Below are 12,348 nucleotides of genomic sequence, written 5' to 3'. Positions count from 1 at the left end.
CGAGATGTCCATTGTTTTTCTCCTCCCATCGTCCCGGTCTATCGCACCCGCCAGATGGCGAATGGCCGGCCGGGTTCGAGCCGGATGTGCTGCCATTTCCCGGTCCAGCCGAAAGACTGGCCGGTCAGCAGATCTTCCATGTCGAGCGTGCCGTGATCGGGCCGGCCAAAAGTCCAGAGCGGGATCTCGATATCGGCTTCCTGAGCGTGGTGCGGATCGAGGCTGATCGCCACGAGCACGACGTTTTCATGCCCCGGGCTCGATTTTTCGAAGAACAGGATGTTGTCGTTGTGGGCGCTTAGAAGCTGCAGGCCGAGATGCGAATGCAAAGCGGGATTTTCCCGACGGATGCGGTTCAACAACGTGATCTCGGGCTTGATATTGCCGGGGCGATCATAGTCCCAGGCGCGGATCTCGTATTTCTCCGAGTCCGCATATTCCTTGCGCTTGGCATCCGGTCGGCCTTCGCAAAGCTCGAAACCATTATAGACGCCCCAGAGGCCGGACAGAGTCGCGGCGAGTGCAGCCCGGATCAGATAGGCCGGACGCGGCGCGTTCTGCAGAAAGTCCGGGTTGATATCGTGGGTGTTGACGAAAAAATGCGGCCGGAAGAAATCCTTGGGCGCTTCCGTGGTGATCTCGCGCATATACTCCTCGAGTTCCCACTTGGCGTTGCGCCAGGTGAAATAGGTATAGGATTGCGAGAAGCCGACCTTGGCCAGTCGGTACATCACCTTGGGCTTGGTGAAGGCTTCCGACAGGAACACCACATCCGGGTGGCGGGAGCGGATATCGGCGATCAGCCATTCCCAAAAGGGAAAGGGTTTTGTGTGCGGATTGTCGACGCGAAACAGTTTGACGCCGTGATCGACCCATTTCTGCACCACGTCGCGCAGTTCCGTCCAAAGCGACGGAACAGCCTCACCCGCGTAGAAATCGACATTGACGATGTCCTCGTATTTCTTTGGCGGGTTTTCAGCGTAACGGATTGTCCCGTCCGGCCGCCAGTCGAACCAGCCGGGATGCTCCTTCAGCCACGGATGATCCGGTGAGGCTTGGATGGCGAGGTCGAGTGCCAGTTCCAGCCCTTGTTTTGCGGCGGCATCCACCAGCCGGTCAAAGTCATCGAACGTGCCGAGCTGCGGATGGATGGCATCATGGCCGCCAGCTTCCGAACCGATTGCATAAGGGCTGCCGGGGTCATCCGGGCCGGGCGTCAGGGTATTGTTCTTGCCCTTGCGGTTGGTCTCGCCGATCGGGTGGATGGGCGGGAAATAAAGGACGTCAAAACCCATGTCACGGATCGCCGGCAAACGGGCGATCACATCGTCGAACGTACCGTGACGGTGGGGATCGCCACTCTGCGAGCGCGGAAAAATTTGGTACCAGCTGGCAAAGGCTGCGGCGGTGCGCTCAGCATCGAGCGGAATCACATTCGAACGCACCTTGTGCGGGCGCCGATCGGCTTCAGCCATCAGGTCAGCGGTCTCAGGCGCCAGAAGAGTTCTGATCCGCTGACCGTCCTCTGCCTCTGTCAGGAAATCGAACAGCACTTTCAGTTCGGTCTTCAGATTGCCGGGGGCGTTATCGAAAGCGTCGAGGACGAGATTGATGCCTTCCTGAATTTCCAGCCGCAGATCCAGCCGGGCCTCGTGTTTCTTGGTGAATTCGTAGCGAAAGATCTGAAAAGGGTTGCGCCAGCCTTCGACCACGAACTCGTGGCGGCCCATGCGCTTCAGCGGAAATTCGGCCCGCCAGCGGTCGTTCAGCACCAGCGTCATCGGCACTTCGCTCCAGTCCTCACTGTCGGCCGTGCGCCAGAGCAGGGTGGCGGAAAGCGGATCATGCCCATCGCCAAATACATCGGCTTCGACGACAACGGTTTCTCCGACGACGCGCTTCACCACAAAACGCCCATCATCGACTGCAGGTGTCACTTTTTCGATGGCAAGCCTGGGCGACAAGGCAGCTTTGACCGCAGGTTCGACTTCGGTCGTCGGTAGGATGGGATCGGAAACACGTCCCTCGAAAATTCGCAGTTCGCCGGGCAGCAATCGCACAAGTTCCGTCAGCGGCTCGCCGCGTGCGGAAACGTCGGCAAGAGGCAGAAACGCGGATGCCGCCTCGCTAATGGCATGAAGCGGTGGGGTAGCGCTGCGGCGCAGGTCGCGATTGAAGAGGATTACGCGCACGCTGTTGGAGATGCGCAGGTCGCCACGATCACCTTGCACGATAGCCGCAGCCGGTGAATGGCTGGAGGCGATCAGCCCAAGCGGCTGCCGTTCGAACTCACCGGCTGTCCTTAATGTTTCATTGACAGACCTTATCGAGGCGGAAAGGTCGAATGTCGGGCGGTCGCGCAAGGTGCGCATACCACCGCCATTGCCGTAGGTCGGATCAAGCGGCGTGGCGGTGCCATATTCGAAACCCATCGGCACCAACAGTCCACCACCCAGAGACGCCGCCAGTTTCAGGGCGCGCTCGGCACGGCGTTCCAGCACTTCGGCACTATCCGTACCATGCGCCACGCGCTTGGAAAATGGCGCCTCCGGAAAGGCAATTTCGCGATGAAAGCCAGTCTGGGCTTCGTGTTCCTCGGCAAACCAGCCTTCCTGCAGATTCCACCAGGCCAGCGATGAAAAGCTGGCATCGAAGCCGACGCTCGCCAGCGCTCGCCGAGCCTCAAACGCAGTGCCTGGGGTCCATGCAAAAAAACGCAGGTCGGGCTTTTGTCGTCTCACCCCGGAGATCAGGGAGCGCCAGACATCGGGCGCCAGCGTTTCCAGTTCCAGGCAGCGAAAACCCGAAATGCCCTGCTCTCCGAGCCGGATCAGCCGCTGACGCCACTCGTCCATCTGGCCGGATACATCGATGGTCCGGCTGCCGCGAAGGGAAGGGGGGCGGCGGGGATCCGTTGCGGCAATTCCTGCCTGGTTCGTATCGACGGAACGGCCGGGAAGGATGTCCATCATCAGCGATAGGCCGTTGTCGCTGGCCAGACGCACCAGTTGGCCAACCGCCTCCTCGATCCCGTCACCGAGCTCGAATTGCGGATCCGCCTGCCGGTAATCGTGGGACACGAAAACGCTGGCACCGTCTGCGCGGCGAAACAGCGGTGCCGTCAAGATGGTGTCGAAGCCAAGCGAGCAAGCGTGTTCAAAAACCTCGCGCCAAGCCGCCATTCCCCGCAACATCAGCGGATGGACGTAGTAGATGCGCGCCGGCGGCAACTTGGATGCGGCTTCGGTGAAACGGGAATAGACGTTCATGGCAGATCCTGACGTGTCTACGGTGTTGGCGTAGTGCGTCGATCCGTCTTGGACCGTCGCTCATCGATATGCGAAATCGTCTGGTCGGCTCTCTCGAGCTTTCAGTGCAGCTGTGCTTCCTCAAGCGCCTCCGCAAACAGGGCTTTGGCATCTTCGGGGTCTGCGCGTTCGTCCAATGCTGCCAGGCATGCAAACCGGGCATGGATGAAGCGTGGGCCCTTGTGGTTCGGCCAGCCGTGGTCAAGAAAAGACAAGGCCTCGAAAGGGCCTGCAATCTCGACGGTTCCGATGGTCACCGCGCTAGTCCACAGGGGCTTTTGCATTGCATTCCTCCATTGCGGCAACAGTGAACCATTCCGACGCCAAGAGGACGCAGGGCGGATTTTCACCGGACACAGCATTGCAGGACTAACGGGCGTCGGTCGGATTTGTTTCCGCGAAAATTCGCTAAAATTGTAACGGTCGCGGCTCGCCAAGGCTTTTCGTTCAACATTTGTGAAGGACTAGGACCGATTCTGGCGAAAGTTCCTGGGCGATTCGCCCGCGTCGCGTTGAGTGGAGACCGCATGACTCTCGTCCAATTTCCTGCCGATCGCCGTATGGCTGATATCCGCCGCTGCAGCGAGGCCCTGACCCATCTGCATGGAGAGGAGGCCAATCGTTTTTGGCGTCGGGAAATGGCGGAGTTTGCCACGCGTTTGAAAGCGCAGGGCGTGCCAGACATCGAAATCTCGCATCAGGCCGCGCTGTTCATGAATGCGGTGCAGATGGAGTTGCAGGCGGCTTTTGCCGAGCAGGAAGAAGCCGGCGCCTGGGCGTGAATGCCCTGCGCTTGCAGGAGATTCATCCTTTTTCGCAGATGGAAGTCGCGCGGGTCACTCGGTAACTGATCGCCCCATCGTGTGGGCGATCACGGCGTGAAGTGGCGCTTTTGCGTTGTTCATGTTTAACAATTAGCGTAAATAATTATAAATTATGATCAATCGCCTGACGGGAGTTGCGCATGTCTGATCTCAGCAGAGCCAAGTCCACACATCGGGCTGATGCTGATGGTACGAGGGCCGAAGACGATCGCCAGTTGACCGAATTGCTGCTTCAGAACCGCGTTAGCCTGAAGCCGGAAACGACTGCCAAACCCGTTGATGGAAGCCGCGCGACACCAGTCGTTTCTCGCATAAAAACAGGGTTTCTCCTGTTCGTTGCCCTGCCGTTTTCCTTGTGGGCCTACTTTTTTACGTCCACCGGAGAAGACGATTTTTACAGCTGAACGACGCCTCAATCACGCCGCAAATTTGGTAGTGATTACTGCGTAAAGGCGCTGTGCAAGTGCGGTCTTTTGCCAAGTGATAAAACATGGAGAGATGGCGGACAGGGTGGGATTCGAACCCACGGTACGCTTTCACGCACACACGCGTTCCAGGCGTGCGCCTTCAACCACTCGGCCACCTGTCCTTTTAGGAAAGGGCTGCTGGAGATGTCTCCGAAGCAGCGGTCGGCGCGATATATACCAATGATTTTTTCAGGATCAACCGAAATCTGACGGTTGGATGACGGTTTGTAAAACTCATCTCCGTTGCCAAGCGGTCGAGCGCCCGTTACGCTTGGATTATCGCAGTTTCTCAATCGTTTCGGCCGCCATGTCCCTTATCTTTCATTTTTTCAGTCTGTTGGCTCTGGCTGCCGCAATCGGCTCTGGCACGCTGGATTCCATCCAGTCAGTGGCATCCTCTTCGGTCGCGCTGGCAAGTGTCGGGGATTTGTGGATTGCCATCAGCCCCGGTACGCTGGTTGCCGCGGAGGACCTTGTGGAGCGCTACATTCATCCCGAGGCATGGCAGCAAGCGGCCGGATTTTTGCTCGCCCAGCCGGCATGTGCCGTGTTTTTGGTGCTGGCGCTGATCCTGTGGATTGCCGGTTATCGCCGGCCGAAGCCGTTTGGGCGTTTTGCAGCCTGAGGCGAATCGCCGCGAATTTTTTGCGCCATAACGCCCTGCAATAAAAAACGTGTGTCAGATTTCGACCGCACAAAAGATTTCCCGTGAAATTTTGCCTCGGGCATGCAAGTATATTTTTGCCGCACGCCCAAAGAAAAGGCATCGGTGCCGCAGACTGTCCGCCAGGTTCTGACCGGCCGGAAGTGCGGGGGGAACCATAAGAGATCAAATTTAAGAAAACAGGGCGCACGATGACGAAAACCCTTCTGACCCTTATTGCCACGGCCATGCTGTCGAGCACGGCGATCGCCGCTGAAATCAAGCCGGCGCTGGTTTACGGTACGGGCGGCAAGTTCGATAAATCCTTCAATGAAGCCGCTTATAACGGCGCTGAGATGTACAAGAAGGAATTCGGTACCGAATATCGCGATTTCGAGCCGACCAGCGATACACAGGGCGAGCAGGCGATCCGCAATTTCGCCAGCAAGGGATTTAACCCGGTCATCGCTGTGTCCTTTGCCTGGACCTCAGCTATGGAAAAGGTCGCCGCCGAATATCCGGATACGAAGTTCGTAATTGTCGACTCGGTTGTCGAACTCCCGAATGTGCGTTCGGTTGTTTATAACGAAGCCGAAGGCTCCTATCTCGTCGGTCTGCTGGCCGGCATGGCATCCAAGACCGGCAAGGTCGGTTTTGTTGGGGGCATGGACATTCCGTTGATCCGCAAGTTCGGTTGTGGTTATGCTCAGGGTGCGAAGTCGGTTAAGTCCGATATGCAGGTCTTTCAGAACATGGTCGGCACGACCGGCGCCGCATGGAACGACCCCGTCCGCGCCGGTGAGCTCACCAAGAATCAGATCGACCAGGGTGCCGACGTGATCTATGCGGCGGCCGGCGCATCCGGTCTTGGCGTGTTGCAGACGGCCGCAGACAACAAGAAGTTCTCGATCGGCGTCGATTCGAACCAGAATCACGTTCATCCGGGTTCGGTCCTGACCTCGATGGTCAAGCGCGTCGATCTGGCCGTTTACAATGCCTATAAGGATCTGGCCGAAGACAAGTTCACTGCTGGCGTTCAATCCAATGGTCTGAAGGACGGCGGCGTCGTTTATGCCGTCGACGACAACAACAAGGCGCTGATTACGCCGGAAATGAAGGCTGCCGCAGACAAGGCGACCGCTGACATCGTCGCCGGCACCGTCAAGGTCCATGATTACATGACGGACAATAAGTGCCCGCTCTAATCTGAGTATTCGGGGCGCATGGTGGAGACGCCATGCGCCCTAGTCGTATCTTGATTCCGCCCTTGTGCGAAGGAGAGGCTGCGCTTGACCCCGCATCCCGCAATCGAACTGGCGGGCATCGACAAAAGTTTCGGTGCCGTTCACGCCAACAAGAATATCAATCTGACCGTCGCCAAGGGCTCGATCCACGGCATTATCGGTGAAAACGGGGCCGGTAAGTCGACTCTGATGTCGATCCTCTACGGTTTTTACCAGGCCGATCGCGGCGAAATCCGCATCGATGGCAAGCCCGTGACGATCCGCGACAGCCAGACGGCCATCGCCTCGGGTATCGGCATGGTGCATCAGCATTTCATGCTGGTCGAAAATTTCACCGTGCTGGAAAACGTCATGCTCGGTGCCGAAGGCGGGCAGTTGCTTGCCAAGGGTGTCGTCGGTGCGCGCAACGAATTGAAGCGTCTTGAGGCCGAATACGGGCTCGACGTCGATCCCGATGCCATCATCGAGGAACTGCCGGTCGGCAAGCAGCAGCGTGTCGAAATTCTGAAAGCGCTGTATCGCGGCGCCGAGATCCTCATTCTCGATGAACCAACGGGCGTATTGACGCCGGCCGAGGCCGATCACCTGTTCCGTATCCTCAAAGTGCTGCGCGATCAGGGCAAGACGATCCTGCTCATTACCCACAAGCTGCGCGAGATCATGGCGATCACAGATGAGGTGTCCGTTATGCGCCGCGGCGAAATGGTCGCCACCCGCAAGACGGCGGAAACCACCGTCGAGGAACTGGCCGAACTGATGGTTGGTCGCCGTGTTCTTCTCCGCGTCGAAAAGGGCGAGGCGCAGCCGGGCAAGGTTCTGCTGTCGGTGAAGAACCTGACGGTCAAGGACAGCCGCGGCGTCACCATGGTCGACGACGTGTCCTTCGATGTGCGTGAAGGCGAGATCCTTGGTATTGCCGGTGTGGCCGGCAACGGCCAGTCGGAACTGCTGGAGGCCATTGCCGGCATCCGCAAGCCGACATCCGGTGAAATCCTCATCGACGGCCAGCCCGTCGCCGGCCTCGATCCGGCGCAGTTGCGCCAGATCGGTCTGGCGCATATCCCGGAAGACCGCCACCACATGGGCCTCGTTCTAAAATTCGAGGAATATGAAAACTCGGTGCTCGGTTACCACCGTGACCCGCGTTACGGTCGCGGCGCGCTTCTCGATCTCGATGTCATTCGCAAGGATGCCGAAGAGAAGATCGCAAAGTACGATATCCGCCCGCCGAACCCGCGGCTGAAGACCGCCAATTTTTCCGGCGGCAACCAGCAGAAGATCGTTGTTGCCCGCGAAATCGAGCGCGACCCAAAGATGCTGATCATCGGCCAGCCCACACGTGGCGTCGATATCGGCGCCATCGAATTCATTCATCGCCGTATCGTCGAGATGCGCGATGCGCAAAAGGCCGTGCTGCTGGTTTCGGTCGAACTCGACGAAATCCGTTCCCTGTCGGATCGCATCATCGTCATGTTCGCCGGCAAGGTGGTGGGAGAGGCGACGCCGGATGCCGGTGAACAGGCGCTCGGCATGATGATGGCCGGAGCGGTATGAGGATCATATGAGTACAGCCTCCGTCCCACTTCCCAACTGGATCAGCTACGGTGTTCTGCCGGTGCTGAACCTACTGGTCGCCTTTTTCATTTCCGGCCTCGTCGTCTGGTCGATCGGCGAAAACCCGTTTCAGGCGCTGAAACTCCTGATCGAAGGCGCGCTCGGGCGTGGTGAAGCGATCGGCTTCACCCTGTTCTACACGACGAGCTTCATCTTCACGGGCCTGTCCGTCGCCGTCGCCTTCCACGCCGGCCTGTTCAATATCGGCTCGGAAGGCCAGGCCTATGTCGGTGGTCTCGGTGCGGCGCTGGTGGCGCTGGCGCTCGATCATTACGTGCCGTGGTATGTGACGATGCCGTTTGCGGTCATCGGTGCGGCCCTCTTCGGTGCCGCTTGGGCCTTCATCCCGGCATGGCTGCAAGCCAAGCGCGGCAGCCACATCGTTATCACCACGATCATGTTCAACTTCATCGCTGCGGCGCTGATGGTTTACCTTCTGGTCAACGTCTTCATCGTGCCCGGCAAGATGGCACCGGAAACCCGCACGTTTTTGCCCGGCGGCCAGTTGCCGAAACTGGACTGGCTGATGGCGTTGTTCGGCATGAAGCTCGGACCGGCCCCTTTCAACGTCTCCTTCATCATCGCTCTGGTGATGTGTTACCTCGTCTGGCTGCTGATCTGGCGTAGCAAGCTCGGTTATGAAATGCGTACGCTCGGCATCTCGCCTTCGGCCGCCGTTTACGCCGGTATTCCCTATTCGCGCACGGTCATCATCGCCATGCTGATTTCCGGCGGTCTTGCCGGCATGATGGCACTTAATCCGGTCATGGGAGCATCGGCCCGCCTGCAGGTGGAGTTTGTGGCCGGTGCCGGCTTTGTCGGCATCGCCGTTTCGCTGATGGGCCGCAGCCATCCGCTCGGCATCGTTTTTGCGGCATTCTTGTTCGGCATACTTTATCAGGGCGGTGCCGATCTTTCGTTTGAAATGCCTAATATTACCCGCGAAATGATCGTCGTCATTCAGGGTCTCGTCATCCTGTTTGCCGGTGCGCTCGAATATATGTTCCGCCCGGCCGTCGTGCGGATCTACCAGACGCTGAGTGGGAAGTGACCGCCATGGATTATTTCGACATTTTTGTCAGCATTCTTGGATCCACCATCCGGCTTTCGATCCCGCTGATCTTTACCGCGTTGGCAGGGCTGTTTTCAGAACGTGCCGGCATCGTCGATATCGGCCTCGAGGGCAAGATGCTGGCGGCCGCCTTTGCCGCCGCCTGTCTTGCCTATGTTAGTGGCAGTGCCTGGATCGGCCTGCTTGGCGGCATCGGCATTTCGATCGGCTTTTCGATGATCCACGGTTTTGCCTCGATCACCAATCGCGGCAACCAGATCGTGTCCGGTGTAGCGCTGAACTTCATTGCGGCGGGCCTTACCATCGTGCTTGGTCAGGCCTGGTTCAATCAGGGCGGCCGCACGCCGGGTCTGACGGGCGATGCGCGCTTTTCGCCGATCATCCTGCCGGGTGCGGATTTCATGCGCGAGGTGCCGGTCATCGGTCCGCTGTATTCGAACGTGATTTCCGGCAACAATATCCTCACCTATCTTGCCTTCCTCGCGGTGCCGCTGTCCTGGTGGGTGCTTTATCGTACGCGTTTCGGTCTGCGCCTGCGCGCGGTCGGCGAAAACCCGGCAGCGGTGGATACGGCCGGCATCTCTGTGTCCTGGCTACGGTTCCGTGCGCTGATTGTGACCGGCATACTCGGTGGTTTTGCGGGCGCCTATCTGGCAATCGCCCAGTCGGCAGCCTTTATCAACAACATGTCTGCCGGCAAGGGATATATCGCGCTCGCCGCGCTGATTTTTGCCAAGTGGAAGCCGGTGCCGGTCATGTTCGCTTGCCTTCTGTTTGGTTTCCTTGATGCCGTTGCAAATTTCATGCAGGGCAAGCAGGTCCCGCTGATCGGTGAAGTGCCGGTGCAGATCTTCCAGGCTCTACCTTATGTTCTCACCTGCATTCTGCTGGCCGGTTTCATCGGCATCGCACACCCGCCCAAGGCCGGTGGCGTGCCTTACGTGAAGGAGCGTTGATATGGCGCATGATCTGTTCGAAGCCGCCCGCGAGGCCATGGGCCACGCCTACGCGCCTTACTCGAAATTCCCGGTCGGTGCGGCCATCCGCGCCGAGGACGGAAAAGTCTATGTCGGCGCCAATATCGAGAACCTCTCTTTCCCTCAAGGGTGGTGTGCCGAACCAACAGCGATCGGCGCCATGGTTATGGGCGGCGGTCGCCGCATCAAGGAAATCGCCGTCATCGCCGAAAAATTGGCGCTGTGCCCGCCCTGCGGTGGCTGCCGTCAGAAAATTGCCGAATTCGCCAGCCCCGACACCCGTGTCTATCTTTGCGACGAGCAGGGTGTGCAGAAGACCATGACGATGGAGGAACTGCTGCCATTTTCCTTCAAGACCGATATCCTCGGTTGAGTGAGGGCAAGGCATGACCGAGGGGTTGAACAGCGTCATTGACCTGCTTGTCGAACGCCTGAGCGGCCTCGTGCCGCGGCATGCGATCGTGCTTGGGTCAGGCCTCGGCCCGATCGTCAATGAGGTGACCGATCCGATCCGAATTCCTTATGAGGATCTGGCCGGCTTTCCGAAAGGCGGCGTCAGCGGCCATGCCGGCGAACTGGTCGCCGGTTATCTCGGTCGCGAGCCGGTCATCATGCTGTCGGGTCGCACCCATTATTACGAGCACGGTGATGCCAATGCCATGCGCGCGCCGATCGAGATTTTGGCCGGTCTCGGCGTGCAGGCCCTGATCCTTACGAATTCTGCGGGCTCCGTCCGTGAAGATATGCCGCCCGGTTCCGTCATGCAGATCACCGATCACATCAATTATTCCGGCATGAATCCGCTGATCGGCGAGGCTAGCGATCGTCGTTTTGTCGGTCTGACCAATGCCTATGATGCCGATCTAGCAACCGCCATGCGTAACGCCGCCATCCGTGGCGGCGTGCAGCTCTTTTCCGGCGTTTACATGTGGTTCTCCGGCCCGAGCTTCGAAACGCCGGCGGAGATTCGCATGGCGCGCACTCTGGGTGCGGATGCAGTCGGCATGTCCACCGTGCCGGAAGTCATTCTCGCGCGCTATTTCGGTCTGAAAGTTGCAGCCGCCTCCGTTGTCACCAATTTTGCAGCGGGCATGACCGGTGCCGAGCTGAGCCACGAAGAAACGAAGGATATGGCGCCGATCGGCGGCGCACGCCTTGCATCCATTCTGTCGGAAATGTTTCGGCAGCCGGAGTGATCATTCAGATCCATTTTTGATTTCAATCGCTTGGCGTCGTATCGTCTGCCTGGGTTGCCAGCCCGTCATCGGGTGGTAAATATGTCCCCCCAACAGATTTCGCCATTTCCATTGCCGCGTGTCACATTCGAGGCGGCAACGACGCTGTAAGACTTCTCGAATCCGCATATCGTACCACCCGAAATCGGTTCTGATTTCGGCCATGCACTAACTCCGGAGGCATTGACCATGGAGCTGATGAGCCCACGCGAGGCGGCGTCTTTCGCCCTTTCGCTTCTCGACCTGACCAACCTGCGCGACGATTGCGACAATGCCGCGATCGAAAACCTGTGCCTGCGCGCGCAGACGCCTTATGGCCATAGCGCCGCCATCTGCATCTGGCCGCGTTTCGTCGCGCATGCCCGCTCCATTCTGGGCGAGGGGCATGTGGTGCGTATCGCCACCGTCGTGAACTTCCCGTCCGGTGATTTGCCGGTGGCTGATGTCGTCAAGGAAACGGAACAGGCCGTGGCCGATGGTGCGGATGAGATCGATCTTGTCATTCCTTACCGTGCGTTCATCGCCGGTGATGAAGCGGCCGTCACCACCATGGTCGAAGCTGTGCGTGCCGCCTGCCCGAATTCCTGCCTGAAGGTCATTATCGAGACCGGCGAGTTGAAGGAACGTGCCCTTATCCGTCGTGCGTCGGAACTGGCCATCGAAGCCGGTGCGGATTTCATCAAGACATCCACCGGCAAGGTCGCCGTCAACGCCACGCTGGAAGCGGCCGATATCATGTTGCAGGTGATCCGCGATTCGAAAAAGCGTGTCGGTTTCAAGCCCGCCGGCGGCGTCGGCACGGTTGCAGATGCCGATCTTTATCTGCGCTCGGCTGAAACCATCATGGGCGCTAACTGGATCATGCCGTCCACCTTCCGGTTTGGTGCATCCAGCCTGCTTGACGATATTCTGGCCGTCCTGTCGGGCAATGGTTCCGCCCGCGCGTCCGGCGGTTATTGATCCG

The 12,348-nt window shown here is 58.9% G+C and carries 12 protein-coding genes and 1 tRNA gene; 10 read left to right on the top strand and 3 right to left on the bottom strand.

Annotated features, from left to right (window positions below):
* Positions 1–38: 38 nt before the first annotated feature.
* Both ACRQ1B_RS11255 and ACRQ1B_RS11250 read right to left on the bottom strand, forming a co-directional pair.
* Positions 39–3,269, bottom strand: coding sequence for a maltotransferase domain-containing protein (locus tag ACRQ1B_RS11255; RefSeq protein ID WP_432293650.1), 3,231 nt, complete (start codon positions 3,267–3,269; stop codon positions 39–41).
* A gap of 101 nt (positions 3,270–3,370) precedes the next feature.
* Positions 3,371–3,592, bottom strand: a complete 222-nt coding sequence (locus ACRQ1B_RS11250) for a DUF982 domain-containing protein (RefSeq protein WP_432293649.1) — start codon at positions 3,590–3,592, stop codon at positions 3,371–3,373.
* A gap of 243 nt (positions 3,593–3,835) precedes the next feature.
* Here ACRQ1B_RS11250 and ACRQ1B_RS11245 point away from each other — a divergent pair, with 243 nt between their 5' ends.
* Positions 3,836–4,090: a DUF6074 family protein gene (locus ACRQ1B_RS11245; RefSeq protein WP_432293648.1), complete on the top strand. Its 255-nt coding sequence runs from the start codon at positions 3,836–3,838 to the stop codon at positions 4,088–4,090.
* A gap of 182 nt (positions 4,091–4,272) precedes the next feature.
* The gene (locus ACRQ1B_RS11240) at positions 4,273–4,536 is read left to right on the top strand and encodes a hypothetical protein (RefSeq protein ID WP_432293647.1); all 264 of its coding nucleotides are present in this window, start codon (positions 4,273–4,275) and stop codon (positions 4,534–4,536) included.
* A 95-nt stretch (positions 4,537–4,631) separates the two neighbouring features.
* Here the strand turns inward: ACRQ1B_RS11240 and ACRQ1B_RS11235 are convergent.
* A tRNA-Ser gene (locus tag ACRQ1B_RS11235) sits at positions 4,632–4,721 on the bottom strand.
* 185 nt (positions 4,722–4,906) lie between these two features.
* Between ACRQ1B_RS11235 and ACRQ1B_RS11230 the strand changes: the two genes are divergently transcribed.
* From ACRQ1B_RS11230 to deoC, 8 genes are all read left to right on the top strand, one after another.
* Positions 4,907–5,224, top strand: a complete 318-nt coding sequence (locus ACRQ1B_RS11230; RefSeq protein WP_432293646.1) for a hypothetical protein — start codon at positions 4,907–4,909, stop codon at positions 5,222–5,224.
* A gap of 230 nt (positions 5,225–5,454) precedes the next feature.
* Positions 5,455–6,447 carry a BMP family lipoprotein gene (locus ACRQ1B_RS11225; protein WP_432293645.1) on the top strand — a complete coding sequence of 331 codons (993 nt, stop codon included), beginning with the start codon at positions 5,455–5,457 and terminating at the stop codon, positions 6,445–6,447.
* A gap of 84 nt (positions 6,448–6,531) precedes the next feature.
* Positions 6,532–8,040, top strand: coding sequence for an ABC transporter ATP-binding protein (locus tag ACRQ1B_RS11220; protein WP_432293644.1), 1,509 nt, complete (start codon positions 6,532–6,534; stop codon positions 8,038–8,040).
* Positions 8,041–8,047: 7 nt separating this feature from the next.
* Positions 8,048–9,151 (top strand): ABC transporter permease, encoded by a 1,104-nt coding sequence (locus ACRQ1B_RS11215; protein WP_432293643.1) that lies wholly within the window; start codon positions 8,048–8,050, stop codon positions 9,149–9,151.
* Positions 9,152–9,156: 5 nt separating this feature from the next.
* Positions 9,157–10,128 (top strand): ABC transporter permease, encoded by a 972-nt coding sequence (locus ACRQ1B_RS11210; RefSeq protein WP_432293642.1) that lies wholly within the window; start codon positions 9,157–9,159, stop codon positions 10,126–10,128.
* A 1-nt stretch (position 10,129) separates the two neighbouring features.
* A complete protein-coding gene (locus ACRQ1B_RS11205) occupies positions 10,130–10,522 on the top strand; it encodes a cytidine deaminase (protein ID WP_432293641.1) in 393 nt (130 codons plus the stop codon).
* Between the two features lie 13 nt (positions 10,523–10,535).
* Complete coding sequence (locus ACRQ1B_RS11200) at positions 10,536–11,345, top strand: purine-nucleoside phosphorylase (protein WP_432293640.1); 810 nt, start codon at positions 10,536–10,538, stop codon at positions 11,343–11,345.
* Positions 11,346–11,573: 228 nt separating this feature from the next.
* Positions 11,574–12,344, top strand: coding sequence for a deoxyribose-phosphate aldolase (gene deoC / locus ACRQ1B_RS11195; protein ID WP_432293639.1), 771 nt, complete (start codon positions 11,574–11,576; stop codon positions 12,342–12,344).
* Positions 12,345–12,348 lie beyond the last annotated feature (4 nt).

Source organism: Endobacterium panacihumi (assembly GCF_050847465.1).
GTDB classification, from domain to species: Bacteria; Pseudomonadota; Alphaproteobacteria; order Rhizobiales; family Rhizobiaceae; genus Neorhizobium; species Neorhizobium panacihumi.
Note: the sequence above shows the minus strand (reverse complement) of the source record. Positions and strands in the feature narration are given on the sequence as shown.

Excerpts from the sequence above, each read along its gene's own strand:
- ACRQ1B_RS11205 (WP_432293641.1), top strand. The coding sequence starts at position 10,130 with ATGGCGCATGATCTGTTCGAAGCCGCCCGCGAGGCCATGGGCCACGCC.
- ACRQ1B_RS11255 (WP_432293650.1), bottom strand. The coding sequence starts at position 3,269 with ATGAACGTCTATTCCCGTTTCACCGAAGCCGCATCCAAGTTGCCGCCG.
- ACRQ1B_RS11210 (WP_432293642.1), top strand. The coding sequence starts at position 9,157 with ATGGATTATTTCGACATTTTTGTCAGCATTCTTGGATCCACCATCCGG.
- ACRQ1B_RS11225 (WP_432293645.1), top strand. The coding sequence starts at position 5,455 with ATGACGAAAACCCTTCTGACCCTTATTGCCACGGCCATGCTGTCGAGC.
- ACRQ1B_RS11240 (WP_432293647.1), top strand. The coding sequence starts at position 4,273 with ATGTCTGATCTCAGCAGAGCCAAGTCCACACATCGGGCTGATGCTGAT.
- deoC (WP_432293639.1), top strand. The coding sequence starts at position 11,574 with ATGGAGCTGATGAGCCCACGCGAGGCGGCGTCTTTCGCCCTTTCGCTT.
- ACRQ1B_RS11245 (WP_432293648.1), top strand. The coding sequence starts at position 3,836 with ATGACTCTCGTCCAATTTCCTGCCGATCGCCGTATGGCTGATATCCGC.
- ACRQ1B_RS11200 (WP_432293640.1), top strand. The coding sequence starts at position 10,536 with ATGACCGAGGGGTTGAACAGCGTCATTGACCTGCTTGTCGAACGCCTG.
- ACRQ1B_RS11215 (WP_432293643.1), top strand. The coding sequence starts at position 8,048 with ATGAGTACAGCCTCCGTCCCACTTCCCAACTGGATCAGCTACGGTGTT.
- ACRQ1B_RS11250 (WP_432293649.1), bottom strand. The coding sequence starts at position 3,592 with ATGCAAAAGCCCCTGTGGACTAGCGCGGTGACCATCGGAACCGTCGAG.
- ACRQ1B_RS11230 (WP_432293646.1), top strand. The coding sequence starts at position 4,907 with ATGTCCCTTATCTTTCATTTTTTCAGTCTGTTGGCTCTGGCTGCCGCA.